This window comes from Devosia sp. Soil_C_22 (assembly GCF_057657195.1).
Window position 1 is genome coordinate 1,310,916 of record NZ_JBDGIY010000001.1, and the last position, 26,173, is coordinate 1,337,088.

At 66.2% G+C, this 26,173-nt stretch carries 23 protein-coding genes; 17 read left to right on the top strand and 6 right to left on the bottom strand.

Going from position 1 to position 26,173, the window contains the following annotated elements; translation table 11 throughout:
• Window positions 1-147 precede the first annotated feature (147 nt).
• The 7 genes from AC3A6I_RS06210 (at window position 148) to AC3A6I_RS06240 (ending at window position 7,647) form a co-directional block, all read left to right on the top strand.
• The gene (locus AC3A6I_RS06210; RefSeq protein WP_487542633.1) at window positions 148-738 is read left to right on the top strand and encodes an Arc family DNA-binding protein; all 591 of its coding nucleotides are present in this window, start codon (window positions 148-150) and stop codon (window positions 736-738) included.
• Window positions 735-1,925: a tyrosine-type recombinase/integrase gene (locus AC3A6I_RS06215; protein ID WP_487542635.1), complete on the top strand. Its 1,191-nt coding sequence runs from the start codon at window positions 735-737 to the stop codon at window positions 1,923-1,925. The genes AC3A6I_RS06210 and AC3A6I_RS06215 overlap by 4 nt, the downstream gene beginning before the upstream one ends.
• Window positions 1,926-2,154: 229 nt before the next feature.
• On the top strand, window positions 2,155-2,352 hold the full coding sequence (locus tag AC3A6I_RS06220) for a hypothetical protein (RefSeq protein WP_487542637.1): 198 nt from the start codon (window positions 2,155-2,157) through the stop codon (window positions 2,350-2,352).
• 279 nt (window positions 2,353-2,631) lie between these two features.
• Window positions 2,632-3,921 carry an extracellular solute-binding protein gene (locus tag AC3A6I_RS06225; RefSeq protein ID WP_487542639.1) on the top strand — a complete coding sequence of 430 codons (1,290 nt, stop codon included), beginning with the start codon at window positions 2,632-2,634 and terminating at the stop codon, window positions 3,919-3,921.
• Window positions 3,922-4,011: 90 nt separating this feature from the next.
• Window positions 4,012-4,950, top strand: coding sequence for a carbohydrate ABC transporter permease (locus AC3A6I_RS06230; protein WP_487542641.1), 939 nt, complete (start codon window positions 4,012-4,014; stop codon window positions 4,948-4,950).
• A 97-nt stretch (window positions 4,951-5,047) separates the two neighbouring features.
• Window positions 5,048-5,833 (top strand): carbohydrate ABC transporter permease, encoded by a 786-nt coding sequence (locus tag AC3A6I_RS06235; protein WP_487544989.1) that lies wholly within the window; start codon window positions 5,048-5,050, stop codon window positions 5,831-5,833.
• A gap of 119 nt (window positions 5,834-5,952) precedes the next feature.
• Window positions 5,953-7,647, top strand: coding sequence for a dihydroxyacetone kinase family protein (locus AC3A6I_RS06240; protein ID WP_487542642.1), 1,695 nt, complete (start codon window positions 5,953-5,955; stop codon window positions 7,645-7,647).
• 65 nt (window positions 7,648-7,712) lie between these two features.
• Here the strand turns inward: AC3A6I_RS06240 and AC3A6I_RS06245 are convergent, their stop codons facing one another.
• Together AC3A6I_RS06245 and AC3A6I_RS06250 are read right to left on the bottom strand one after the other, a co-directional pair.
• Window positions 7,713-8,282 (bottom strand): PEP-CTERM sorting domain-containing protein, encoded by a 570-nt coding sequence (locus AC3A6I_RS06245; protein WP_487542644.1) that lies wholly within the window; start codon window positions 8,280-8,282, stop codon window positions 7,713-7,715.
• Between the two features lie 225 nt (window positions 8,283-8,507).
• Window positions 8,508-10,556, bottom strand: a complete 2,049-nt coding sequence (locus AC3A6I_RS06250) for an elongation factor G (protein ID WP_487542646.1) — start codon at window positions 10,554-10,556, stop codon at window positions 8,508-8,510.
• Window positions 10,557-10,813: 257 nt separating this feature from the next.
• On the opposite strand from AC3A6I_RS06250, the gene guaB reads away from it, so the two are divergent.
• From guaB to AC3A6I_RS06300, 10 genes are all read left to right on the top strand, one after another.
• Window positions 10,814-12,316 (top strand): IMP dehydrogenase, encoded by a 1,503-nt coding sequence (gene guaB, locus AC3A6I_RS06255; protein ID WP_487542648.1) that lies wholly within the window; start codon window positions 10,814-10,816, stop codon window positions 12,314-12,316.
• Complete coding sequence (locus AC3A6I_RS06260) at window positions 12,316-13,611, top strand: RsmB/NOP family class I SAM-dependent RNA methyltransferase (RefSeq protein WP_487542649.1); 1,296 nt, start codon at window positions 12,316-12,318, stop codon at window positions 13,609-13,611. The genes guaB and AC3A6I_RS06260 overlap by 1 nt, the downstream gene beginning before the upstream one ends.
• Window positions 13,611-14,009, top strand: coding sequence for a hypothetical protein (locus AC3A6I_RS06265; RefSeq protein ID WP_487542651.1), 399 nt, complete (start codon window positions 13,611-13,613; stop codon window positions 14,007-14,009). The genes AC3A6I_RS06260 and AC3A6I_RS06265 overlap by 1 nt, the downstream gene beginning before the upstream one ends.
• A gap of 30 nt (window positions 14,010-14,039) precedes the next feature.
• Window positions 14,040-14,525, top strand: a complete 486-nt coding sequence (locus AC3A6I_RS06270; protein ID WP_487542653.1) for a TspO/MBR family protein — start codon at window positions 14,040-14,042, stop codon at window positions 14,523-14,525.
• 79 nt (window positions 14,526-14,604) lie between these two features.
• A complete protein-coding gene (locus tag AC3A6I_RS06275) occupies window positions 14,605-15,288 on the top strand; it encodes a cyclic nucleotide-binding domain-containing protein (RefSeq protein ID WP_487542655.1) in 684 nt (227 codons plus the stop codon).
• Between the two features lie 135 nt (window positions 15,289-15,423).
• Window positions 15,424-16,992 (top strand): glutamine-hydrolyzing GMP synthase, encoded by a 1,569-nt coding sequence (gene guaA, locus AC3A6I_RS06280; protein WP_487542657.1) that lies wholly within the window; start codon window positions 15,424-15,426, stop codon window positions 16,990-16,992.
• Complete coding sequence (locus tag AC3A6I_RS06285) at window positions 16,983-17,423, top strand: YbaN family protein (protein WP_487542659.1); 441 nt, start codon at window positions 16,983-16,985, stop codon at window positions 17,421-17,423. The genes guaA and AC3A6I_RS06285 overlap by 10 nt, the downstream gene beginning before the upstream one ends.
• A 75-nt stretch (window positions 17,424-17,498) precedes the next feature.
• On the top strand, window positions 17,499-18,302 hold the full coding sequence (locus AC3A6I_RS06290) for a tetratricopeptide repeat protein (RefSeq protein WP_487542661.1): 804 nt from the start codon (window positions 17,499-17,501) through the stop codon (window positions 18,300-18,302).
• A 30-nt stretch (window positions 18,303-18,332) separates the two neighbouring features.
• Window positions 18,333-19,769: a ribosome biogenesis GTPase Der gene (der, locus tag AC3A6I_RS06295; protein WP_487542662.1), complete on the top strand. Its 1,437-nt coding sequence runs from the start codon at window positions 18,333-18,335 to the stop codon at window positions 19,767-19,769.
• 130 nt (window positions 19,770-19,899) lie between these two features.
• A complete protein-coding gene (locus tag AC3A6I_RS06300) occupies window positions 19,900-21,162 on the top strand; it encodes a hemolysin family protein (protein ID WP_487544990.1) in 1,263 nt (420 codons plus the stop codon).
• A gap of 113 nt (window positions 21,163-21,275) precedes the next feature.
• Here AC3A6I_RS06300 and AC3A6I_RS06305 read toward each other — a convergent pair whose 3' ends face one another.
• The 4 genes from AC3A6I_RS06305 to radA all read right to left on the bottom strand — a co-directional run bounded on the left by AC3A6I_RS06305 (window position 21,276) and on the right by radA (window position 25,962).
• Entirely contained in the window at window positions 21,276-22,013 is a 738-nt protein-coding gene (locus AC3A6I_RS06305; RefSeq protein WP_487542664.1) for an SDR family NAD(P)-dependent oxidoreductase, read from the bottom strand.
• A 224-nt stretch (window positions 22,014-22,237) separates the two neighbouring features.
• Window positions 22,238-23,728 (bottom strand): amidophosphoribosyltransferase, encoded by a 1,491-nt coding sequence (gene purF / locus AC3A6I_RS06310; protein ID WP_487542666.1) that lies wholly within the window; start codon window positions 23,726-23,728, stop codon window positions 22,238-22,240.
• A gap of 90 nt (window positions 23,729-23,818) precedes the next feature.
• The gene (locus tag AC3A6I_RS06315) at window positions 23,819-24,448 is read right to left on the bottom strand and encodes a CvpA family protein (RefSeq protein ID WP_487542668.1); all 630 of its coding nucleotides are present in this window, start codon (window positions 24,446-24,448) and stop codon (window positions 23,819-23,821) included.
• Between the two features lie 125 nt (window positions 24,449-24,573).
• Window positions 24,574-25,962: a DNA repair protein RadA gene (gene radA, locus AC3A6I_RS06320; protein WP_487542670.1), complete on the bottom strand. Its 1,389-nt coding sequence runs from the start codon at window positions 25,960-25,962 to the stop codon at window positions 24,574-24,576.
• Between the last annotated feature and the right edge of the window lie 211 nt (window positions 25,963-26,173).

A 26,173-nucleotide genomic window follows, 5' to 3' on the forward strand; every position in this document is an offset into this window, starting at 1 on the left:
ACCCAACCGCTAAGCGGTAGAGATAAGTGGGAAAAACCCGCCTCCGATCGGAGCCGTTGCAAATCATATGGCATAGTGCCACTATCGCGGTCAAGCGATGGGATGGCATTGTGCCACCACAGAAATCGGATAGTGGGGAAAACGGAGATGGCGAAGTCGGCGCGGGAAGAGCAGCCCGAGGAAGCTGCAGCCGACATGGAGAAGTTTGTCCTCCGGCTGCCCAGGGGCATGCGCGACGAAATACGAGAGTGGGCGGCTGGCAACAAGCGTTCCATGAATGCCGAGATCATCGCCCGACTGGATGCTTATCGCTGGGTGACGGATAACGCCAACCAGTGGCTTCACACCGAGTTGAGACGCACCCAACAAGAGCGCTTTGACGCCTTGCGGCGGCTACGCGAGGTCACGTCCAATGAGAGCGGACGCAACCCCGAAATCGTGGTTGGGCGCCTGCTGGCTGCGATGAGCCTGCCAACAGATGCTGCAGAGCGACAGGCCGCCGAATGGGAGGCGATGGCATATTTGTCGTTTTTCCCCCTTCCTGACGTTGACCGGATCGAACGAGAAATGACCATCATCGACGTGCTCGGCGAGAAACGCGCAGAAGAACTCGCCAACAAGATGCTTGCGGCCCTCGACGGTCCTCTCAACCGCGTGGCGCAGTACCTCCGTCACCTAGGTTGGGCGGTTGCCAAGCCTACCGGCGATGCCAAGGATGGTGAGGAGAGTCTGCAATGAGCGTTCGTAAGCGGAAGTGGACCACCACCGGCGGTATCGAAAAAGAGGCGTGGGCCGTTGATTACGTCGACGCCGCCGGCAAGCGCCGCCACAAGTCGTTCGCCAAGAAAAAGGACGCCGACAGCTTCGCTGCCAAGACCACCGTCGAGGTCGGTCAGGGCACCCACGTCGCCGACGGCCAGACCATCACCGTCAAGGTGGCGGGCGCGAACTGGATCAAGGCCGGCGAAAAAGAGGGGCTGGAGCGGACGACCATCGACCAGCGCCGCCAGCATCTCGACATTCACATCGTGCCATTCATCGGAGCCACCAAGCTCAACAAGCTGACCGTGCCGATGATCCGCGCATGGCAGGACGACCTGGCCGAGGGCGGCCGATCCGCGGCGATGATCAAGCGCGCGACCGTGAGCCTCGGCTCGCTGATCGCCAACGCGATCGAGGATGGCGCCGCCATGGCGAACCCGGTGCGGCTGATGAAAAAGACCAAGTCGGCCAGCAAGGAAGCGCGCCAGAAACAGCGGCTCAAGTACGGGATCGATATCCCGACTATGGAAGAGATCGCCGCCTTCGTTCGCGCCGCCGATGGTCGCTATCGGCCGCTGCTGATCACCGCCGTTTTCACTGGCCTGCGCGCGTCGGAGCTGCGCGGCCTGCGCTGGTCGGACGTCGATCTCGTGAAGAAGCAACTGTCGGTCAGCCAGCGAGCCGATCGCTACCGCGATATCGGCGAGCCCAAGACGGGCTCGGGCCATCGCGACGTGGCGCTCACCCCGCTGGTGGTCAACACGCTCAAGGAATGGAAATTGGCGTGCCCCAAGGGGGATCTGGACTTGGTGTTCCCCAACACCGAGGGCGGCGTCGAATTCCACCAGAACATGCTGCAGCGCGGGCTGTGGCCTACGTGGGAGGCGGCCGGCGTCGTGGTCGCCAGCCACAAGGTCGACGAGCAGGGCCAGCCGGTGATGAAGCCGAAGTATTCCGGCTTCCATGCCCTGCGGCATTGGTACGCCTCATGGTGCATCAACCGGCAAGTCGACGGCGGCCTCGAGCTAGGCGCCAAGGCGGTGCAGAGCCGCATGGGCCACTCGTCGATCACGGTCACATTTGACGTCTACGGCCACCTGTTCCCAGCCGCCGACGAGCAGGACGCGATGGCCGCCGCCGAGGCGAAACTGTTCGCGGTCTGACTTTCGACGCAACATGGATGCAACATGGCGGGGTGAAAGGCCCGGAAAACCGGGCTTTCGCTACGGACTCTGACTCCGTTAATCTTGGTTCGAATCCAGGTTCCCCAGCCAATCCTCCCTAAGTCCTTGCGGTAGTCGTCTGCCTGAGCAGCCGATTGCGCCACAGTGCTTGGCAACTTGCGCGATGGCGAGTAGCTTAATCGCGGCCGAGTTGCGGGAGCGGCCTGTTATGGCAATTGCGGATGATAAGTCGGCGCTTCTGGTGAAGAAGCTTGCCGGTCTGGCTTTGGTGGTTTTCGGCCTGATACTGGCGGGATATGGCTTCAGTGTTGGCGTGACCTGGCTGGGCACGGTCGGCGTTGTTCTGCTCGTGGCTGGCGTGATCCTCCTGATAATGAAGATCGTTCGGCGCAATCAGCCGGACTGACTGCTGCCCGCGACGAACCTGCAACCTGTTCCTCATAGGAGCCGGGAGCAGAATAGCGTTTCGGCCTCCATACTTCCACGACTGCCGAAAACAGCAGCGATTGCCCGGGGTAACTGCGCTTGCGCACGCATTCGTGCGCGGCCTCGGGGTGCGACAGCTTGACACCCCTGTGGGCTACTCTAACATCCCAGCCTGCCGAGGAGGAGGAAGCCGCGGCATCTTCGAAAAGCTAGGGAACGCGCGGAAGCCGAGGCTGCCGGCGGTTTGGGAGGAATTGCAATGAGGTACGTACATCTTGCGCGCCGTGCCGTTTTGGCGCTGGGCGCATCGGTTCTGGCCATGGGGGCCTCCGGAGCCCTGGCGGACTCCACCATCAAGTGGCTGCATCTGGAAACCAATCCGGACCGGCTGGCCGTGATGGAGGATATCGCCACCCAGTATGAAGCCGCGCATGCCGGCATCACGGTCGAGCTGCAGTTCCTCGAGAACGAGGCGTTCAAGGCCAAGCTGCCCACGCTCCTGCAGTCGAACGATCCGCCTTCGCTGTTCTACACCTGGGGCGGCGGCGTGCTGAAAGAGCAGTCCGAGACCGGCAAGATCCGCGCCATCGATGCCGCGCTCGACGCCAATAACGGCGAGTGGCGCAACGAGCTGAGCCAGGGCGCCATCTCCGGCATGACCTTCGACGGCAAGGTCTGGGCCGCCCCGTTCAAGAGCGGCGTGGTCTCGTTCTGGTACAACAAGGCGCTGTTCGAGCAGGCCGGTGTCGATGGCACCGCCATCAAGACCTGGGACGATTTCACCAGTGCCATACAGAAGCTCAAGGATGCCGGCATCACCCCGCTGGCCTGCGGTGGCGGCGACAAGTGGCCGATCCACTTCTACTGGAGCTATCTGAGCATGCGCGAAGCCGGCCAGGCCGGGTTCGATGCAGCCAAGAACGGCGAGAACGGCGGCTTCATGGCCGAGCCGTTCATCAAGGCCGGCCAGAAGCTCGCCGACCTCGGCAAGATGGAGCCGTGCCAGGATGGCTGGCAGGGCGCTACCTGGCCCGAGACCGTGCCGGTATTCGACGACGGCCGCGCCGCCATGATCCTCGGCTTTGAGAACATGGCCACCCCGACCAGCCAGGCCGCCAATGCGACCGACGGCAAGGGTCTTTCCCAGGACAATATCGGCCGCTTCGCCTTCCCGACCATCGCGGGCGGCGCGGGTCTCGTGACCGAGGATTTCGGCGGCCTCAACGGCTGGGTGGTGACTGCCGCCGCCCCGCCCGAGACCGAGGACTTCGTCAAGTTCATGACCAATGTCGACAACATGAAGCGCATGGCTGCCCTCGGTGACCTGCCGGTGATCAAGGGCGCCGAGTCCGGCGTGACCGATCCGAGCATGCAGGATGCCGTGGCCCAGATGTCCAAGGCGACCTGGCACCAGAACTATGTCGATCAGGACCTCGGTCCGAACGTCGGCCGCGTCGTCAACGACATGGCGGTGGGCATCATCTCGGGCGAAATCTCCCCCGAGGAAGGCTCGCAGCAGATCGAAGACGCCCACGCGATGGAAATGTAGTCCAGCCCATGGACGCCGCCGGGCCGTGCTGGCTCGGCGGCACCGCTATTTCCATCTTCGGCCAACCTCGAGGGGAGGTTCGGTGAGCTTATGAGCACCACCCTGCCGATCGCGTCGGATGCCACCACTGCGCTAGCCGCGCCGCGCCGCAAGGCCGCGCGCATGGGTGCGCAGGGCAAGCTCCCGGTGCTGATCCTGTTTCTGCCGCCCGCGCTGCTGCTGTTCACGATCTTCGTGATCCTGCCCATGGGCGAGGCGGCCTGGTATTCGCTGTACAACTGGAACGGCTACAGCCTCCCCACCGAGTGGGTCGGGCTCAAGAATTTCGAGCTGATCTTCAGGAACGGCGCCTTCCGTACGGCGCTGATCAATAACGGCCTGATCATCCTCATCTCGATCTGCATCCAGGTGCCGCTGGCGCTGTGGCTGGCGACGCTCGTGACCAAGAACGTCAAGGGGGCTGTCGGCTTCCGCTTGATCTTCTTCCTGCCCTACGTCCTCGCCGACGTCGCCGCCGGCATGATCTGGCGCTTCGTCTACGACGGCGAATTCGGCCTCGTCGCCTCCATCTGGGAAGCCTTCGGACAGGACGCCCCGTTCTGGCTCGCCGACAAGGGCACCGCCATGGCTGCGGTGCTGGGCGTGATCGTGTGGAAGTATTTCGGCTTCCACATGATGCTGTTCATCGCCGGCCTCCAGGCCATCGACCGCGAAGTGCTCGAAGCCGCCGAGATCGACGGCGCCACCGGCTGGCAGAAGTTCAGCCAGGTGACGCTGCCCATGCTCGGCTCCACCGTGCGGCTGTCGCTGTTCTTCGCCGTCGTCGGCTCGTTGCAGCTGTTCGACATGATCATGCCATTGACCGGTGGCGGTCCGCTCAACGCGACCCAGACAATGGTCACGTTCCTTTATTCCTTCGGGGTGATGCGCATGCAGGTTGGTTTCGGCAGCGCCGTCGGCGTGGTGCTGTTCATCATCTGCGTGACCCTCGCCTTCTCCTACCGCAGGATATTCATGCGCCATGACTGACGCGCTCGCACCCAACGATCTGCCCGTGCAGGGCCGCAAGGCGCTCGAGTCGGGCCGCCGGCTCGATGCCGGCACGCAGACCTACCTCTATGCCTCGATGATCATCGTCGCGGCCATCGTCATCATCCCGCTGCTCACCACCGCGCTTGGTGGCTTCAAGACGCTCGGCGATCTGCGCAGCAACGCCTTCGGGCTGCCGCGCGAATGGATGTGGTCCAACTATACCGACATCCTGACCGGTGATCGCTACTGGCGGCAGATGGGCAATTCGCTGCTCATCGCCGTCGTCACCGTGTCACTGACCCTCGCCTGCGGCGCGATGGCGGCCTTCGCCTTCGCCCATGTGCGCTTCTTCGGCTCGCGCATGCTGCTCAACTACTTCCTGCTCGGCCTGATGTTTCCGGCCGCCACTGCCATTCTGCCGCTCTTCATCCGCATCCGCGACCTGGGGTTGCTCGATACCTATTGGGGCGTGGTGCTGCCGCAGGTGGCCTTCGGGCTGGGGATGAGCATCCTGCTGTTCCGCAACTATTTCCGCGGCATGCCCTCGGAACTGTTCGATGCCGCCTTCGTCGATGGCTGCGGATACCTGAGGTTCTTCTGGCACGTGTCGCTACCGCTCGCTCGGCCGATCATCGCCACGGTCGGCATCCTCTCCTTCGTGGGCAGCTGGAACAGCTACATCCTGCCGCTGATCATGCTGAACTCGGAGAAGAACTATCCCTGGCCGCTCGGCATCATGGTCTACAAGGGCGAGTTCATGACCGATTGGCAGCTGATCCTGGCGTTCATCACGCTCACCATCCTGCCCACCATCATCGTGTTCTTCCTCGCACAACGGCACATCATCGCCGGGCTGACCGCCGGTGCAGTGAAGTCCTGACGGTGCGCTAGCATCGTCGGCGGGCCTCGGGCGTTGAGGGGCGCCCGGGGCCTTTTTGCTGGGTTGCCGGTGGCTTGCCGTCCGGGTTAGGGCTGGCGCGTTCCGGAGGAGGCCCCGTCATGAAGAAGCTGATCAACGAGCCGCGCAACCTGGTGCGCGAGGTGCTGGAGGGGCTGGTCGACACCACGCCCGGGCTGGCGCTGCTCGACAGCGAGAACGTCGTCGTCCGCGACCCCATCGGCGCGCTCGCCGACTGGCCGGTCGCCGTGCTTTCCGGCGGCGGCAGCGGGCACGAGCCCGGCCATGCCGGCTATGTGGGGCAGGGCATGCTCGCCGGCGCGATTGCCGGCGACGTCTTCACCTCACCCAGCGTCGACGCCATCCTCGCCGGCATCAAGGCCGTGGCCGGCCCGCGCGGCGCTGTGCTGATCGTCAAGAATTACACCGGCGACCGCCTCAACTTCGGTCTTGCCGCCGAAATGGCCACTGCCGAGGGCATCCCCACCGAGATCGTTGTGGTGGCCGACGATGTCGCCCTGCGCGATACGGTCGCGCCCGAGCGCCGCCGCGGCATTGCCGGCACCATCTTCGTCCACAAGGTTGCGGGCTACGCGGCCGCCAACGGAGCTTCGGTCGCCGAGGTCGCGGCGCTTGCGCGTCGTGCCGCCGACGCCGTGGGCACCATCGGCGTGGCGCTTGGTGCCTGCACCGTCCCGGCTGTCGGCAAACCGGGCTTTGAGCTCGCAGATGGCGAGATCGAGCTCGGCCTCGGGATCCACGGCGAAAAGGGCGTGCGGCGCCTGCCGCTCGAAAGCGCTGACGCCCTGGTCGAGCGCATGGTCGACATGATCGTGCTCGACAAGCAGCTGGGTGCCGGACGACGCGTCGCCGTGCTGGTCAACGGCCTCGGCGCCACCCCGCCCATCGAGCTCGCCGTCGTCGCCCGCCACGCGCTGGCCTACGCGCGGCAGCGGGGCCTGGTGGTCGAACGGCTCTGGTCGGGCGTGTTCCTCTCGGCGCTCGACATGCCCGGCTGCTCGCTCAGCCTGCTGGCGCTCGACGACGAATTGCTCGCCGCCCTCGATGCGCCCACCGAGGCACGGGCGTGGGCCGGTGGTGGGCGCGTCGCGGCCGGCCGGCGCGTGATTACTGCCCCGCGCACGACCGCCGCGGCAATCCAGTCTACGCCCGGCCCGCAGTCGGCCACCATCCGGGCCGTCGCAGAGGCGATCGCCGCAAGGCTGGTGGAGGCCGAGGCAGAGCTCGCCGATCTCGACGGCAAGACTGGCGATGGCGATCTCGGCTCCTCCATGGTGCGCGGCGCCGAAGCCATCCGAGCGCTGCCGGACGGCACTTTCAACACGCCGAGCGGCGCGCTCGCGGCCGTCGCCGACGCCCTGCGCCGTGCCATCGCGGGCAGCTCCGGCCCGTTCTACGCCGTCGGATTGGTTCGTGCCGCGAAAGTGCTGGAAGGCAGGGACAATCCCACCGCAACCGACTGGTGCGCTGCCTTTACGGCCGCCGTCGATGCGGTCGAGCAACTGGGCGGCGCCCGCAAGGGTGACCGCACCATGGTCGATGCGCTGCGCCCGGCCGCCGAAGCATGGGCTCAAGCGCTTTCGGCCGGCCAGCCCGCCACCGCGGCGTTCCGCCAGGGCGTTGCAGCCGCCACCGGCGGCGTTGCGGCTACCACCGCGATGTTTCCGAAACTAGGCCGGGCCAGCTACCTCGGCGAGCGCGCGCAGGGCTTTCCGGACGCTGGCGCGGCAGCGGTCGCCGTATGGCTGGCGGCAATCGGCGATCGGCTGCCGTAGGTCGCCGCCAAAAGAAAAGGCCCACCGAAGCGGGCCTTTCTTGCTTGAGCCAGCGATCGAACCGGTCAGGCGATGGCCTGCTTGCGACGGCGGCCGAGCCACCCCAGGGCAACGAGGCCGGAACCGAGCAGCACTACACCCGCCGGCACCGGAACCGCCGCGACACTGATGGAATCGATATCGAAGCCATCACGGCCTGCGCCGCTGGAAGTGTCGAGGATGTAGAGGAAGTTGTAGATGCCGATGAAGTTCACGATCGACGTGGCCGACGTGTTGATGATGTCGCCCAGCCATACGAAGCTGGAGACATCGCCCACCAGCGGGTCGTAGTTCACACCGCCATAGACACTGGCGGTTTCCACGTAGCCGGAACGATCACCATTGGTGATCTCGATGATCGCGGACGGCCCGGTGAACGCGGTGCCGAAAGAAAACACCGCTGATCCACCGAGGCCGAGCGAGAGGAACGTCCCGTTCGGTGCTCCGTAGGCGTTGCTTTCAATCGTCCGGCCGGGATCGGTGATCCCCGAGCCCTGATTGTAGTCGACCAGATTTGCATACGTAACTGCGCTTGCGGCGGATGCCGAAGCCGTAAATAACCCTGCAGCAATCAGCAGAGCCTTGAACATATTCATCTAAGACCCTCACTCATCAGAAGAACGCTTACCGCACCCCACGGATCGTCAGTAACACTTCGTTTACGATGAGGCTAGCCATACATGCGGTGAACCGCAAGAATGATGAATGTGCGGGAACGTGGATCACGGGTGCTGTGCGAAGACAGTATTTCGTCGCCCATGAGATCTCGGGTGAGGCGATCCCGACGTCGTTGATGGGCATCGGGACGCGTTGTCTTGAGGCTAAACCGCCATTCGCCCGTATTTGTTCGCCACTTCCTCCGCCAGTCGCCCACCGACTTCGGCCAGGTGGTCGAATTCCTGCACGAACGAGCCGACGCCGGCGGTGGCCGACCGCAGTTCGATGATCAGGTCCTGCATCTCCGAGGCGGGGACCAGGGCGTGGATTTCGTCCCAGCCGGGCCAGTTTTCGCGCGCATCCGAGCCGATGATCTGGCCGCGGCGGCGGGGCAGGATGGCGTTGATGCGCGCGGTGGCTTCGGTGGGGCAGCGGACGGTGACGTTCATGACCGGTTCCAGCAGCACCGGCTCGCATTGCGGCATGCCTTCGCGCATGCCGATCTGTGCCGCCTGCCGGAACGCCATGTCGGAGCTGTCGACCGTGTGGTAGGAACCGTCGGTCAGCGTCACGCCTACATCGACCACCGGAAAGCCGAGGGGGCCGCCGGCGTCGAAATACTCGCGCACGCCGGCCTCGACCGAGCTGATATACTGGCGCGGCACCACGCCGCCGGTGATCTTCTCATCGAACCCCACACCCGAGCCACGCGGCATCGGCTTGATGGTCAGCACCACGTCGCCGAACTGTCCGTGCCCGCCCGATTGCTTCTTGTGCCGGCCGCGCACGTTGGCCGCCTTGCGGATGGTCTCGCGATAGGCGATGCGCGGCGTCGATGTGGTAACCGGCACGCCATATCGCTTGGTGATCCGCTCGATGACGACGCGCAGATGCATCTCGCCATGGCCTTCGAGCACCGTCTCGCCGGTTTCCGGTACATGCACGAGGCGGAGCGAGGGGTCTTCCTCGAGGATGCGCTGCAACGCCGTCGAGAGCCGGACGTCGTCCTTGCGCTCGCGCGGTGCGATGGCGAGCGACATCATCGGCATGCTGTCGGGCAGCGGGGCGAGCTCGGCGGCCATGCCGGTCGAGAGCGTGTCGCCTGTGCACGCCGCTTCCACCTTGCCGAGCGCGACCGTCTCGCCCTCGCGGGCCGTGTCGCGCTTGGTCGTTTCCTGGCCCATGACGCGGAACAGGCCCGATACCTTGGCCTCGCGCCCATCGGCGGAACGCAGGCTCATGCCGTCGCTGACCGAACCTGACAGCACGCGGGCGATGCACATCTTGCCCGAGCGTGCGGTCTGCATGGTCTTCATCACCTGCACCACGGTACCGGCGCCGTCCTTGAGGCCCAGCCGCTCGCGCGTGGCACTGACTGCTGGCGCTTCGTGGCGAATGGCCTTGAGCAGCCGCGTGATGCCGTTGCCATGCTCGGCCGAGCCGATGAACACGGGCGCGATCTTGCCGGCGCGCATCTCCTCGACCAGGTCATTGAACACGAGGCTCGTTTCCGGCGCCACGTCCTCGAGCAGCTGCTCCATCAGCACGTCGTCATAGTCGGCGATCTGCTCGAGCATGGCGGTTCGTGCGTCCACCTCCGCCGCGCGCTCGCCATCGGGCAGGGCGACGATCTCGCTCTCCTTGGCCTCGTGGTAGACATGCGCGCGCTCGAGCGCGAGGTCGATGCATCCGGTGACGACGCCGCCCTTCACCATCGGCAACTGCCGCAGCACCAGCGGCACGCTGCTCGCCGGCTGCAGCATGGCGAGCACGTCGCGAACCGAGCCGGACAGCTTGTCGATCTTGTTGAGGTAGATGAGGTGCGGCAGCTGGCGCGCTTCGAGATCGCGCAGGATCAGCTGCAGGGCGGCGACCTTCTTGGGGTCGGCCTCGGCCACCACCACCGCCATGTCGACGCCGGCGAGCACGGCCAGCGCCTCGTACTGGAATTCCACCGAGCCCGGGCAATCGAGGAAGGTGTAGCGATCGCCCATGTACTCGCACTCGGCGACATTGAGCTCGACGCTCATCGCATTGGCGCGAGCCTCGGGCGCGGCGTCGCCAACCATGTTGCCGTCCTTGGCATTGCCTTGCCGGGTAATGGCCCCAGTGCGCATCAGGATCGCCTCGAGCAGCGAGGTCTTGCCGCTCGCGAATGGACCCACGAGCGCAATGCACCGGGGCCCGGCTTGTCTGCCGTTCTGACTAGCCATCTACTCCTCCTGTTCTGTTGCTTGGCTGGCGTCACCCTCCCCGGTGCGTGTCCAAAATCGCACCGTGAGGCGCGTCCGCGAGGTCAGCTTACGCCCATTGCGGCGCGCATGCGAGCCATGAGCAAAGCGGCATCGATTGCCGCTTCCCAACCTCGGGACCCGGTGCTATTGACCCTCGCCAACCCGCAGTCGGACGTCGAGTCGTACCCGCTGCGGGCTTCCGTTTTTCTGATGCTCAGAAGGGAAGGGCCCACCCCTTGGCGAAGATCATTACCTCCATCACCGGCGAAAGCGCGCTGACGTTTGACGACGTGCTGCTGCAGCCTGCCCATTCCGACGTGCTGCCGACCCAGGTCGATATCCGCACGCGGGTGACCAAGGACATCTCGCTCAATATTCCCATCCTGAGCTCGGCCATGGACACGGTCACCGAGAGCCGCATGGCCATCGCCATGGCGCAGGCCGGCGGCATCGGGGTGATCCACAAGAATTTCGACATCGCCGTGCAGGCCGAGCAGGTCCGGGCGGTGAAAAGCTTCGAGAGCGGCATGGTGGTGAACCCCATCACCATCGGTCCCGAAGCGACTCTCGCCGATGCGCTGGCGCTGATGAGCGCCAACAACATCTCGGGCATTCCCGTGGTGGAGAATGGCGGCAAGGGCGGCCGCCGGCTCGGCCGGCTGGTCGGTATCCTGACCAACCGCGACGTACGCTTCGCCTCGAACCCGAACCAGCCGATCTCCGAGCTGATGACGTACGAGAAGCTCATCACGGTGCGCGACGGGGTGAGCAAGGAAGAGGCCAAGCGCCTGCTCCACGCCCACCGCATCGAAAAGCTGCTGGTCACTGACGAGGATGGCCGCTGCGTCGGGCTCATCACCGTCAAGGACATCGAGAAGGCCCAGCTCAACCCCAATGCCGTCAAGGACGCGCAGGGCCGCCTGCGCGTCGCGGCCGCGACCGGTGTGGGCGATGCCGGCTATGAGCGCTCGCTGGCGCTGATCGATGCCGGCGTCGACCTGCTCGTCATCGACACCGCCCACGGCCATTCGGCGGGCGTATTGACGTCGGTCGAGCGCATCAAGCGCGAGAGCAACTCCACCCGCATCGTGGCCGGCAACGTCGCGACCCGCGAAGCCACCAAGGCGCTGATCGATGCCGGTGCCGACACCGTCAAGGTGGGCATCGGCCCGGGCTCGATCTGCACCACCCGCATCGTCGCCGGCGTTGGCGTGCCGCAGCTCGCGGCCGTGATGTCCTGCGCCGAAGAGGCCGCCAAGCAGGGCGTGCCGGTGATCGCCGACGGCGGAATCAAGTTCTCAGGAGATATGGCCAAGGCCTTGGCCGGCGGCGCGTCTTGCGTGATGGTCGGCTCGCTCCTCGCCGGCACCGACGAGAGCCCCGGTGAGGTCTATCTCTACCAGGGCCGCTCCTATAAGTCCTATCGCGGCATGGGCTCGGTAGGCGCCATGGCCCGCGGCTCGGCCGACCGCTACTTCCAGCAGGAAGTGAATGACAGCCTGAAACTCGTGCCTGAAGGCATCGAGGGCCAGGTCCCGTATAAGGGGCCGGCCGGCACGGTGCTGCACCAGCTTGCCGGCGGCCTGCGTGCCGCCATGGGCTATACCGGCGCACATAACCTGCAGGACTTCCGCGACAACGCCACCTTCGTGAAGATCTCGGGCGCTGCGCTGTCGGAAAGTCACGTGCACGACGTGTCGATCACCCGCGAGAGCCCGAACTATCGCGGCGGCAACTGATGCGCCTGCCGGGCCGGATCGCCGCCGCCATCGAGGTGCTCGCCGATATCGACGCGCATAAGCGGCCGGTGGCGGAGGCGCTGAAGGCCTGGGGGCTGAACAATCGCTTCGCCGGCGCCGGTGACCGCGCCGCCATCGGCAATCTCGTCTACGATGCGCTGCGCCGTCGCCTGTCGCACGCCTGGGCCATGGGCTCCGACGAACCGCGAGCGTTGGTGCTGAGTGTCGCCGTGCGCGAGTGGGGCGAGACGGTCGAGGGGCTCAACGACAGTTTTGGCGGCGATCGTTTTGCGCCGGCCCCGGTTACCGACGACGAGGCCGTCCGCCTGACCGCCGCCGATCCGCTCGCCGGCGCCCCCGGCCACGTGCGCGGCGACGTGCCGGAATGGACGGTCAGCCATCTTGCCGGCAGTTTTGGTGACGACTGGGTCGCCGAAGCCAACGCCCTCGCCGATCGGCCGCCGCTCGACCTGCGCGTCAACACGCTCAAGGCGGCACGGGACAAGGTACTGCGGGGGCTCTCCCGCTTTACCCCCGAGACCGAGATGCGGCTTACCGAAGGCGTGCGCTTCCCGGCCGGCGAGCGTGACAGCCGCACGCCGAACGTCCAGAGTGAAGAGGGCTACCTCAAGGGCTGGTTCGAGGTGCAGGATTTCGGCAGCCAGATCGTTGCGGCACTCGCCAGCCCGCGCGGCGGCGAGCAGGTGCTCGACCTATGCGCCGGGGCAGGGGGCAAGACCCTCGCCATGGCCGCCGCGATGCAGAACCGCGGCCAGATCTTCGCCTATGACAGCGACCGCACCCGGCTCGCCCCGATCTACGACCGGTTGAAGCGTGCCGGCGTCCGCAATGTGCAGGTGCGCCAGCCCGGCGAAGGCGCTCTCGACGATCTCGTCGGCAAGCTCGATCGCGTCGTGCTTGATGCGCCGTGCACCGGCTCCGGCACCTGGCGCCGCCAGCCGACCGCAAAGTGGAAGCTCACGCCCGACCAGCTGGCGCTACGCGTCGAGGAGCAGCGCGCGATCTTGGCTCAAGCCGCGACTTTCCTCCGTCCCGGCGGCACGCTCGCCTACATCACCTGCTCGGTGCTGCCCGAGGAGAATGCACAGCAGGCGGCAGCCTTCCTCGCCGCCAACCCGGATTTCACCGCGGTTGCCGGCAACAAGCTGTGGATGAGCCATTTCGCCGGCACCAAGCTACGCGCCCGTTTCTCCCCCGAGGGCGGCGTCGCGGTGACCCCCCACAGCACCGGTACCGACGGCTTCTACTTCATCGCCATGCAGAAGGCCGCGTGATGGCGCTCGAGCGCAAGGAACTGCCGGCCGGCCTGCTGCTCACTGCCGCGATCGTCATCGCGCTTGCCGCCGGCACCGCCGCCTGGTTCATGATCCCCGATCCGCAGACCGAGCACCGCTTCGCCTCGCCCTCGGGCCGCACCGCCCTGCATGTGAACGAATATTGCGACGAGGCCGGTTGCATGCGCCGCATCGTTGCCGAGTTCACCGCCGCCGACGGCAGCGCGACGCGCCGGGGTTGCGCGGTCGACCTGGCGGGCGACACGCCGCTCTTTTCGAATGCCTCGCCGATATGGGCCGCCGACGAGCAATCCGTTGAGCTCGTCTATGCTGCCTCCGATGGCGCAGGTCGCAAGCTGCCGTTGAACTTGCAGCACGATTGCACGCTCACCGAGTGAACCGGTGCCGCATCGGTGCGTTGCACCCGCATGAGCACGCTGACCCTGTCCGACCTGAAGTCGCGGCGATCCCTTGTCGCGCTGGTGGTATTTCTCGCCGTCGTCATCGGCGTCGGCACGCTGATTGGCATCGCGACGGCTCCCGGCAGCTGGTACGCTGAGCTCGAAAAGCCATTCTTCACCCCACCCAACGGGGTTTTTGGGCCGGTCTGGTTCGCGCTTTATGTGCTGATCGCCATAGCCGGTTGGCGCACCTTCCTTGCCGAGCCGACCGGTAGCGGCATGAAGCTCTGGGCCGGCCAGATGTTGCTCAACTGGATGTGGTCGCCGCTCTGGTTCGGCCTGCACCAGACCTGGCTTGCCTTCGCGGTGATCCTTGGCATCCTGGCCCTGACCCTCGCCTTCATCGCCCAGCGTTGGAGCCGGGACCGGCTGTCGGCCTGGCTATTCGTGCCCTATGCCGCCTGGGTCGGCTTCGCCAGCGTCCTGAATCTCTCCATCGCCCTTCTCAACTAGCCCGATCTACAGCATCCAGCGATTGACGATCGCAGTGACGTGGTTGCTAACTGTGTGATTGCTTTGGGCGTTGGAAAGAATGGCGATATCCGACTTCGCGGCCGCGATGCTCGACCCGGCCCACTTCCTCACGCACTTACCCTATGCTTTGCTCGTCATCTCGATGATGATGAACGACATGGGCTGGCTGCGCGGCATCGCGATCTCCGCCGGTGTGATCCGCATCGTCAACCGGGCCTTCATCCAGGTCGATCTGGTCATCGTGGTCTGGGAGTTGATCTTCGTCGCCGTGAACGTCATTCAGCTCGCGATCCTCTGGTACTACGCCAAGCGCCACAGGTTCAGCGAGGACGAGCAGCGGCTGGCCTCGATCATCCCGGCCAATATCGAACGTCGTACCGTTCGGCGGCTGCTGCGCCTGGCCAGGCTGAGGCATATCGAGGCAGGTGAAAAGCTGACGATGGAAGGCGAGGCGGTCCACGACCTGATGTTCATCGCCGACGGCGTCGCCCAGATCGAGCGGGACGGGCGCATCGTCGCCGTCTGCGGCCCAGGGGACTTCCTGGGGGAGATGAGCTTCGTTTCGGGCGGCGTGGCCTCGGCCACTGCGGTGGCGGCGCGGCCCATGCGCTACCTCGCCTTCGACCAGCGGCGATTGCGCGCGGCAGTGGAGACCGACGGCGACCTGCGCCAGGCGCTCGATGCCAGCTTCAACGCCAACCTGGTGGGCAAGCTGGCCAAGGCCAACACCGCTCCCGCCTGACCACCGCGGCAGTGTCAGCGCGGTGATATCGTCGGCCTGGTATTCAGTCGGCAAACGCGCCGACCTCGGGCCGCATAGCTGCTCCACCACCGGCGGAGACTTGCGGAATCCGCGGCGCTTCTCTATTGCCGGCCCATGCAAGACATCGCTGCCGTACCCGCTGAATCCATCCTCATCATCGATTTCGGCTCGCAGGTGACGCAGCTGATCGCGCGCCGCCTGCGCGAGACCGGCGTCTACTGCGAAATCCACCCGTTCCAGAGCGCCGGCGAGGCCTTCGAGCGGCTGCAGCCCAAGGGCGTAATCTTCTCCGGTGGCCCTGCCTCGGTAACCGACGAAGGCAGCCCCCGCGCCCCGCAGGCTGTGTTCGACAGCGGCATCCCCATCCTCGCCATCTGCTATGGCCAGCAGACGCTCGCATTGCAGCAGGGCGGCGTGGTCGAGGGCGGCCATGCCCGCGAGTTCGGCCGGGCCGATGTCGAGATCAAGGAAGCCTCGCCGCTGTTCGAGGGCTTCTGGCAGGTCGGTGGCCGCTATCCGGTGTGGATGAGCCATGGCGACCGCGTCACCGAGCTGCCGGCCGGCTTCAAGGTCGTCGGCACCTCCGAGAATGCGCCCTTTGCCATCGCGGTGAATGAGCAGAAGCGCTACTACACCACCATGTTCCACCCCGAGGTGGTGCACACGCCCGATGGCGGCAAGCTGCTGCAGGCCTTCGTGCATAACATCGTCGGGCTGAAATCCGACTGGACCATGCACGCCTACCGCCAGCGCGCGATCGAGAAGATCCGCGCCCAGGTCGGGCAGGGCAGGGTGCTGTGCGCGCTCTCCGGCGGCGTCGATAGTTCGGTGGCCGCGATCCTCATCCACGAGGCCATCGGCGACCAGCTGACCTGCGTCTTCGTTGACCATGGCCTGATGCGCATGAACGAGGCCGACGAAGTCGTCTCGATGTTCCGCGACCACTACAACATCCCGCTCGTCCACGTTGATGCGGCTGACAAATTTATCGGCGCGCTGGAAGGCGAGGCCGACCCCGAGACCAAGCGCAAGACCATCGGCCGGCTGTTCATCGAGGTGTTCGAGGAAGAAGCTAAGAAAATGGGCGGCGCCCAGTTCCTCGCCCAGGGCACGCTCTATCCGGACGTGATCGAGAGCGTCAGCTTCTCCGGCGGCCCCTCGGTCACCATCAAGTCGCACCACAATGTCGGCGGCCTGCCCGAGCGCATGAATATGCAGCTTGTCGAGCCGCTGCGCGAACTGTTCAAGGACGAGGTCCGCGCGCTGGGCCGCGAACTGGGCCTCCCCGAGCGCTTCGTCGGCCGCCACCCCTTCCCGGGCCCCGGCCTCGCCATCCGCCTGCCGGGCGGCGTGACCCGCGAGAAGCTCGATATCCTCCGCCGCGCCGACGCCATCTACCTCGACGAGATCCGGAAAGCCGGCCTCTACGACAAGATCTGGCAGGCTTTTGCCGTGCTGCTGCCGGTGCAGACGGTGGGCGTGATGGGCGATGGCCGCACGTACGAGTTCGTCTGCGCGCTGCGTGCCGTGACCTCGGTCGATGGCATGACGGCGGATTTCTTCCCCTACGACATGAACTTCCTCGGCCGCGCCGCCACCCGCATCATCAACGAGGTGCGCGGCATCAACCGGGTCGTCTACGACGTGACCAGCAAGCCGCCGGGCACCATCGAGTGGGAATAAGCGAGCCGGGCGAAGAAGGGTCGGGAACGCGGGCGGCCGCGCTCCGCTTTGCCTATCTCGTCGCCGGCTTCGTGCTGCTCGGCCTCGGCATCATCGGCGCCTTTCTGCCGCTGATGCCCACGACTATCTTCGTGATCCTCGCTGCCGCCTGCTTTGCGCGCTCCAACAAGCGCATCGAGACCTGGCTGCTGGCGCACAAGCGCTTCGGACCGATGATCATTGCCTGGCGCACCGAACGGGCCATTCCACGGCGCGGTAAGGTGCTGGCAGTGATCGGCATGATCGTGGGCTATGCAGCCTTCCTCATTGGCGCGCGGCCGGACGTGTGGGTGAACCTCTTCGTGCTCGCCATCTTCATCGGCTGCGCCTGGTATGTGGTATCGCGTCCCGAACCGTCGCGACATGAGCCCGAAACTCCCGGCAGCCCGTAATCTCGGCGTTTGCATTCGCGGGTACGCATGAATATGGTGCGCGCCAATTTCCAGCCCTGTTTTACCTAAGGCGACATGTCCAACGACAACATCATTCGCGAGATCGATGAGGAACTCCGCTCCGATCGCATGCGCAACCTGTGGCGGCGTTTCGGCGTCTGGGTGATCGCTGCCGCAGTGGTGATTGTGCTCGCTGTCGCGGTAAACGAAGGCTGGCAGTGGTGGCAGAACTCCAATTCGTCGGCCTCGTCCGACCAGTTCTACAGCGCGCTCGAACTCGCCGAGGGCAGCGACATCCCCGCCGCCCAGGACGCCCTGAACAAGGTGATCGCGGCAAACCACGGCGGTTACCCGGTGCTGGCGCGCTTCCGCTCTGCGGCGCTGCTCGCCAAGGACGGCAAGGCCACCGAGGCCGTCGCCGCGTATGACGCGATCGCCACGGCAGAGAGCAACAAGTACCTGCGCGAACTGGCCCTGGCGCTGGCCGGCAACCTGCTGGTCGATGGCGGTGACGTTGCCCAGGTCGAGCAGCGTGTCGGCGGGCTGATCAGCGGCAACGGCGCGATGCGCAACGCGGCCCGCGAGTCTCTGGGGCTCGCCAAGTACAAGGCCGGCGATCTCGACGGCGCGCGTGCGAGCTTTGAGGAAGTGATTGCCGATCCGCTGGCGAGCAGCCAGCAGCGGCAGCGCCTGCAGATCTACCTGACGCAGCTCATCGCCGAAGGCGCCACACCGCCGGCTGACGATGCCGACACAGCGGCGCCTGCCGATGCGCCTGCCGAGCCCTCGGTCGGCGATGCACCGGCCATGGACACTGCGCCCGCCGCTGACGCTCCGGCCGCCGACGCGCCTGCCCCCGAAACCGCGCCGGCCAACTGAGCCGTATCGCCTGAGCCATTGGGGCCGCCATTGACCGTAACCGTTGCCATTGTCGGCCGCCCCAATGTCGGAAAGTCCACGCTGTTCAACCGGCTGGTGGGCCGCAAGATCGCGCTGGTCGATGACACGCCCGGCGTGACTCGTGACCGCCGCGAGGCCGACGGGCGTATCGGCGACCTGCACTTCAAGGTGCTCGACACCGCCGGCTACGAGGACCGCACCGACGGCTCCCTCGAGGACCGGATGCGCCAGCAGACCGAGATCGCCATCCGCGACGCCGACGTCATTCTGTTCATGATCGACGCCAAGGCTGGGGTGACCCCGCTCGACGAGCGCTTCGCCCAAGTGCTGCGCCGCGCCGGCAAGGATGTGCACCTGATCGGCAACAAGGCCGAGGGCCGGGCCGCCGACCCTGGGCTGATGGAAGCCTACAGCCTCGGCTTCGGCGAGCCTGTCGCCATCTCGGCCGAGCATGGCCAGGGTCTGGCCGACCTCCACGCCATCGTGTCCAAAGCGGTCGATGCTGCTGCCGAGAAGGCTGCGGCCGAAGCGCTGCCGGCCGAGCTCGACCAGATGCCCGAGGTCAACGTCGACCTGCCCGAGGATGACGGATCGACCGAAGAGGGGGTGACCAAGCGCTGGGACCCCAGCCGCCATCTCAACGTCGCGATCATCGGGCGGCCGAATGCCGGCAAGTCGACGCTGATCAACCGCATGGTGGGCGAGGAGCGGCTTCTGACCGGACCCGAGGCGGGCATCACCCGCGATTCGATCCTCGTGCCTTGGGAATACGAAGGCCGCGTCATCAACCTCGTCGACACGGCCGGCATGCGGCGCAAGGCGCGCATCGAGAAAAAGCTCGAGAAGCTGGCAGTGAGCGATTCCCTGCGCTCCATCCAGTATGCCGAAGTTGTGGTGCTGCTGCTCGACGCGCAGATCCCGTTCGAAAAGCAGGACCTCGCGCTCGCCGATCTCGTCGAGCGCGAGGGCCGCGCCATGGTGATCGCGGTCAACAAGTGGGACACCATCGAGGACAAGAACGAGAAGCTGGCCGAATTGCGCGAGCAGTGCGAGCGCTACCTGCCGCAGCTCAAGGGCATCCCGCTGGTCACCATCTCGGGCCTGCAGGGCCGCAATCTCGACAAGCTGATGCAGGCGATCTTCGCCATCGAACGACGGTGGAACGGCCACGTCTCCACCGCCAGGCTCAACCGCTGGCTCGGCGCAATGATCGAAGGCCATCCGCCGCCGGCCGTCTCCGGTCGCCGGCTGAAGATGCGCTACATGACGCAAGCCAAGATTCGGCCGCCGAGCTTCATCATCTTTGCCTCGCGGCCCGACGTCGTGCCGGCCGCCTATCAGCGCTACCTCGTCAACGGCTTGCGCGAGGCCTTCGACTTGCCCGGTACGCCGATCCGGCTGTGGCTGCGTGGCGGCAAGAATCCGTTCGACAAGAAGGACGACTGAGCCGCGTCTTGCGACACAGTCGCACGGCGCATTGCGCGCCCCGTGATCGCCGCTATACTCCGCGCCGTCCAGAGCGACCCGATGCTGAGTGCGGGGCCGCAACATTGATACGACATTGTTTCTCGAAATTCTGATTGTCGCCATCCTGACCGTGGTCAACGGCCTCCTGGCGATGAGTGAGCTGGCCGTGGTGTCTTCGCGGCCGGCGCGTCTCAAGGTGCTCGCCGCCGAAGGCAAGCGCGGCGCCCAGGTCGCGCTGAAACTGCAGGACGATCCCGGCAAGTTCCTTTCCTCCGTGCAGATCGGCATCACCCTGGTCGGCGTGCTGTCGGGCGCCTTCTCCGGCGCCACGCTCGGCGACCGCCTGGGTGGGGCCCTGGTCGGCGCCGGCATCGAGCCCGGCATCGCCATGCCGCTCGGCGTCGGTATCGTCGTCATCATCATCACCTACCTGTCGCTGATCATCGGCGAACTGGTGCCCAAGCAGATTGCCTTGCGCGACGCCGAGGGCGTGGCCGCGCGGGTCGCGCCGATCATGGCGTTCATCGCGACCATCGCGGCGCCGGTCGTGTGGCTGCTCGATATTTCGGGCAAGCTGGTGCTGCGCCTGCTCGGCCAGGCCGGCGAAGCCGAGGAGAAGGTGACCGACGAGGAGGTCAAGACCATCATTGCCGAGGCCGAGAGCGCCGGCGTGCTGGAGACTGAGGAACGCCACATGATCTCGGGGGTGATGCGGTTGGCCGACCGCTCCGCCCGTGGGTTGATGACGCCGCGTCTCGATGTCGATGTGATCGACCTCAGCGATACGCAGGAGGAAATCCTCGAGCGGCTGCGCGTCATGCGCCACTCGGTCGTGCCGGTGCAGGACGGCGGGGTCGACGAGATCACCGGCGTGATCGTCCGTAAGGACCTGGTCGAGGCGCTGCTGGTCGGCGAGGCCGTCGATATCCGCGCGCTGGTGCGGCCGGCGCCCGTGGTGATGGACCGCTCGAGCGCGCTCGACGCGATCAAGGCCATCCGCGGCTCGCTGGTGCACATGGCCCTGGTGTTCGATGAGTACGGCCATTTCGAGGGCATCGTCACGCCCGGCGATATCCTCGAGGCGATCACCGGCGCCTTCCAGGAGGAGGAGGGCGACGAAAAGCCCTTCGTCGTCCGCGACGACGGCACCTATCTCGTTTCGGGCTGGATGCAGGTCGACGAGTTCGAGGATCGGATCGGCGTGCCGATCACCAAGGATGCCAAGTTCGAGACGGTCGCCGGCTACGTGCTCGCCGAGCTCAACCACCTGCCCCAGGTGGGCGAGGTGTTCGAGCGCGGCCATTGGCGCTTCGAGGTGATGGACCTCGATGGCCGCCGCATCGACAAGGTGCTGGTGTCGCGGCTGAACTAGCCGCTGGCTCGAAGCCACCGGGTCATTCCCGCGAAAGCGGGAATCTCTGTTCGCAGTGTGCGGCCAAACGAAGATCCCCGCTTTCGCGGGGATGACACCGAGCGTAAGGCCTGTCAGAGCGCGGTCAGGGCCTTGTCCGACCAGTCGTAGAGCATGCGGTTGTGGTCGAAGCCCGGCTCGATCATGTCGATGAGCTGCGGCGCCACTGCCGCCGGCGGGGGCAGCGAGTTCGGGTCCTCGCCCGGCACGGCCTGGGCGCGCATCGCGGTGCGCACGGCGCCCGGATAGAACACGTTGGCGCGGACCCTGGTGACGCCGCCGGTCTCGGCCGCGTAGGATTTCACCAGCGCTTCGAGCGCCGCCTTGCTGGCGGCATAAGGGCCCCAGAAGGCCCGGGCCGAGCGAGCGGACGAGGACGAGACGAACACGGCGCGCCCGGCCTCGGCCTGGCGCAGCAGCAGATCCACCGAGCGGATCAGCCGGTAATTGGCGGTGACATTGAGCGCCATCACCTTGTCGAAATCCTTGGGCTCGAAATGCGCCACCGGCGACAGCACGCCGAGCATGGCGGCATTGGCAACGAGCCCGTCGAGCTTGCCCCAGCGCTCGAAGATGGCGAGGCCGAGCCGGTCGATGGCGTCGCCATCGCGCAGGTCGGCCGGCACCAGCGTCGCCGAACCGCCGCCGGCCTGGATCTCGTCATCGAGCTCCTCGAGCCCGCCCACCGTGCGCGCCACCGCCACCACATGCGCCCCGCGCCGCGCCGCCTCCAGCGCCGCCTGGTAGCCGATGCCGCGCGAGGCGCCGGTGACGAGGACGATCTTGTTGGCGAGGGTGGGGGAGGTGGTCATTGAACGGTTCCGATTAGGCTCGCGCGCTTCTAGCGGGGGAGGCCGCGTGCGGGAAGGGGAAAGGTGTCGCGGTAGCCACGGACCTTGCGGCGATCGCCTCCCTCCCCCTTGAGGGGAGGGAATGAGGGAGGGGGTGGTGCGGTGGATCACCGATGGACCCCCACCCCCGACCCCTCCCCTCAAGGGGGGAGGGGAGCAGGAGAGATCGTCGCCTTCCTGTCCGCTCAGCTCGCTTCCTTCATCAGCGAGAGCGTCTTGGGAGCGCTCTTGCCGCGGCCGGTGAGGTCGGTGAGGCCGGTGGGGTAGTCGCCGGTGAACTGATGGTCGGTGAATTGCGGGTTGGCCGCGTCGCGCTTGATCCCGCCAACGGCGTCGTAGAGTCCGTCAATGGAGAGGAAGGCGAGCGAGTCGGCGCCGATATAGCGGCACATCGATTCCAGCGAGTCGTGCTGGTTGGCGAGCAGGTGCTCGGGGTCGGGCGTGTCGATGCCGTAATAGTCCGAGTGGAAGATCATCGGCGAGGCGACGCGCATGTGGACCTCGCGGGCGCCGGCATCGCGCATCATCTGCACGATCTTCACCGAAGTGGTGCCGCGCACGATCGAATCGTCGATCAGCACGACGCGCTTGCCCTCGATCTCGGCGCGGTTGGCCGAGTGCTTGAGCTTGACGCCGAAGGCACGGATCGACTGGGTCGGCTCGATGAAGGTGCGGCCGACATAATGGTTGCGAATGATGCCGAGCTCGAACGGGATGCCGCTCGCCTGCGCAAAGCCGATCGCCGCCGGGGTACCGCCATCGGGCACCGGCACGACCACATCGGCCTCGACTGGTGCTTCCCCGGCGAGGTTGAAGCCCATCTTCTTGCGCGCCGCATAGACCGGGCGGCCCGCGACCACCGAGTCGGGACGGGCGAAATAGACGTATTCGAACAGGCACACGCGCTCGGGACGCGGCGCGAAGGGCTTGACCGAGTCGATGGTGTAGCGGCCATCGGGCTGGATCTCGCAGATCACCACTTCGCCGTTCTCGACATCGCGCACGAACCTGGCGCCAATGATGTCGAGCGCGCAGGTCTCGGACGCAAAGATCGGCTTGCCGTCGAGATCGCCGAGGACGAGCGGGCGGATGCCGTTGGCGTCGCGTGCGCCGATCAGCTTGGTGCGGGTCATGGCAACAAGCGCGAAGGCGCCTTCGAGATGCATCAGCGCATCGATGAAGCGGTCGGACGAAGCGACCTTCTTCGAGCGGGCGATCAGATGCAGCACGACTTCGGTGTCCGAGGTCGACTGGCAGATGGCGCCCTGGGCGATGAGCTGGCGGCGCAGCGTCAGGCCGTTGGTGAAGTTGCCGTTATGCGCAATGGCGATACCGCCGACTTCGAGCTCGGCAAACAGCGGCTGCACGTTGCGGAGGATCGTTTCGCCGGTGGTCGAGTAGCGCACATGCCCCATGGCCATGTGGCCGGGGAGACGCTTGACCGTGGCGGGATCGGTGAAGTGGTCGCCGACGAGGCCGAGCTGGCGTTCGGAGTGGAACTGCCGGCCGTCGAAGCTGACGATGCCCGCCGCTTCCTGCCCGCGATGCTGCAGGGCGTGGAGCCCGAGCGCGGTGAGCGTGGCGGCCTCGGGATGCCCCAGAATGCCGAACACTCCGCACTCTTCGCGCAGCGTGTCATATTCCCATTCGTTGAGTGGCTTGGCGGACTGGGTCACGTCGCTACCTCGATGTCTCGGCCCGAAAACAGACAGGACCGCGATGTGCGGTCCTTGTCACGGATTTGCAATGTCGTCACCTGAATTTCATCAGATGCTCGTCGCCGGGGCCGCGTCCTGCGGCGAGTCGTCTTCCGGCACGTCGGTGCTGTTGTCCGGCGGCAGCCCGTTTGGCGGCGTGGTCTCGTCGGGCAGGTCTGCGTCGCTGCCTGAGCCGCGCTGCAGGATGTCGGTGACCTGCTTTTCGAGATCGGGCGGCAGCGTTGCGATCAGCCGGTCGCCCAGGTCGCGCAGGATCGGCAGCGACCGCGAATTGGCCGCCCAGTCTGGCAGGTTTGACGGCATCAGCCACAGGCCGAAGACGACGATCACGATGGCGATCAGGATGCCGCGCGCCACGCCGAACACGAAGCCCAGCGTGCGATCGAGCGGGCCGATGCGGCTGTCGACGACGAAATCGGCGATGCGCATGGTGATCAGGTGCAGGATGATCAGGGCGACGATGAACACGCCGGCCACCGTCACGATGTCCGCGACCAGCTCTTCCTGGATGTAGCCGCGCGCGATTTCCTTGTGGTTGAAATACGCGTAGGCGGCGATCGCGGCCGAGCCGGCCCAGGTGGCGAGTGACAGGATTTCGCGCGTGAACCCGCGGGCCGTCGCCAGGATCGCCGAGATCAGCACGAGCACGCCGATGCCGACGTCGAATGCAGTCAACATGTAGAAATCCGCCCCTGGGGACCCGCTTGGAAATCCCGTTTAGCCGCTAATTCCGGCAAAGCCAAGTCGCCTCCGGGGCACGCGTGCGCCGATGTCCACGGAAAGCGGCGAGCGTGGCCAATCGGCTACTCCGCCGCATGCCGCTGCGCCCGTGCCGCGATCTTGCCGATGAGGTCGGCCAATTCGGCATACTCGCCCACCGCGATACCCGATGGTACATCGCCTTTGCCCAGCCGTCCGGTGACCGCCCCGGCAAAGCCGAGCTTTTGTGCCTCGCGCAACCGCAGCGCTGCGTGGGCAACCGGGCGAACACCGCCGGTGAGCGAAATCTCGCCGAAATAGACATTGGAGGAGGGCAGCGGCGAGCCCATCAGCGACGAGATCAGCGCGGCAGCAACCGCGAGGTCGGCGGCCGGCTCGTTGATCTTCAGCCCGCCCGCGACATTGAGGTAGATGTCGTTGGCCCCGATGCGCACGCCGCAGCGCGTCTCGAGCACGGCGAGAACCATGGAGAGGCGGGACGAATCCCACCCGACCACGGCGCGGCGCGGCGTGCCGAGCGGCGAGGGGGCGACGAGCGCCTGGATCTCGCACAGCACCGGGCGCGTGCCCTCCATGCCGGCGAACACGGCGGAGCCGGCAGCGTCCTTGTCGCGCTGGTCGAGGAATAAGGCCGAGGGGTTGGCGACTTCGCGCAGGCCGCCGGTCGACATCTCGAACACGCCGATCTCGTCGGTCGCGCCGTACCGGTTCTTCACCCCGCGCAGAATGCGGAAGGTGTGGCTGGCGTCGCCCTCGAAATAGAGCACGGCATCGACCATGTGCTCGACGACACGCGGGCCGGCGATCTGCCCGTCCTTGGTTACATGGCCGACCAGCACCACGGCGGCGCCGGACTTCTTGGCGAAACGGGTCAGCGCCTGCGCCGAGGTGCGCACCTGCGTGACGGTTCCGGGGGCGCTCTCGACCCGGTCGGTCCACAGCGTCTGGATCGAATCGATGATGATGAGGTCGGGGGCAGGGCCGTTCTGCAGCGTGGCGAGGATGATCTCGACATTGGTCTCGCTGGCGAGCAGCACCGGGCTGTCGCCGAGCCCGAGGCGCTGGGCCCGCAGGCGCACCTGCGCCACGGCCTCTTCGCCCGACACGTAGACGACGCGCTTGCCGGACTTGGCCAGCGCCGCCGCACCCTGCAGCAGCAGGGTGGACTTGCCGATGCCCGGATCGCCGCCGACCAGCACGGCCGAGCCCATGACGAAGCCGCCGCCGGTAACCCGGTCGAGCTCGCCAATGCCGGTGACGACGCGCGACGCCGTCTCGGTTTCGCCGGCGAGGGGCAGGAGCTCGATCGGCCGGCCGGCCGCGGTCGCCGATTTCGGCCCGGCGCCGACGCCTGAGTCGACGATTTCCTCGGCGATGGTGTTCCACTCGCCGCACGCCTCGCACCGCCCCTGCCAGCGGGCCGAAACAGCCCCGCAGGCCTGGCAGACATAGGAGGTTTTGGTACGCGCCATCGAGTGCCCCGGAATTGGCCTGCAGTTAGCCCCAGTGTAGCGGGGAAGGCAAGAACAAAAAGCGAACGATGGGGTGGGGATAAGTTTTTACGCGATGGTTTCGGTGCGTCACTGAGGCAGACAGCCCCCTCCCGGCCTCCCCCATAATGGGGGAGGTGAAGAGTCGAGGCTCTGGCTTTCGATCGTGCACATGAACCGGCAGGCTCCCCTC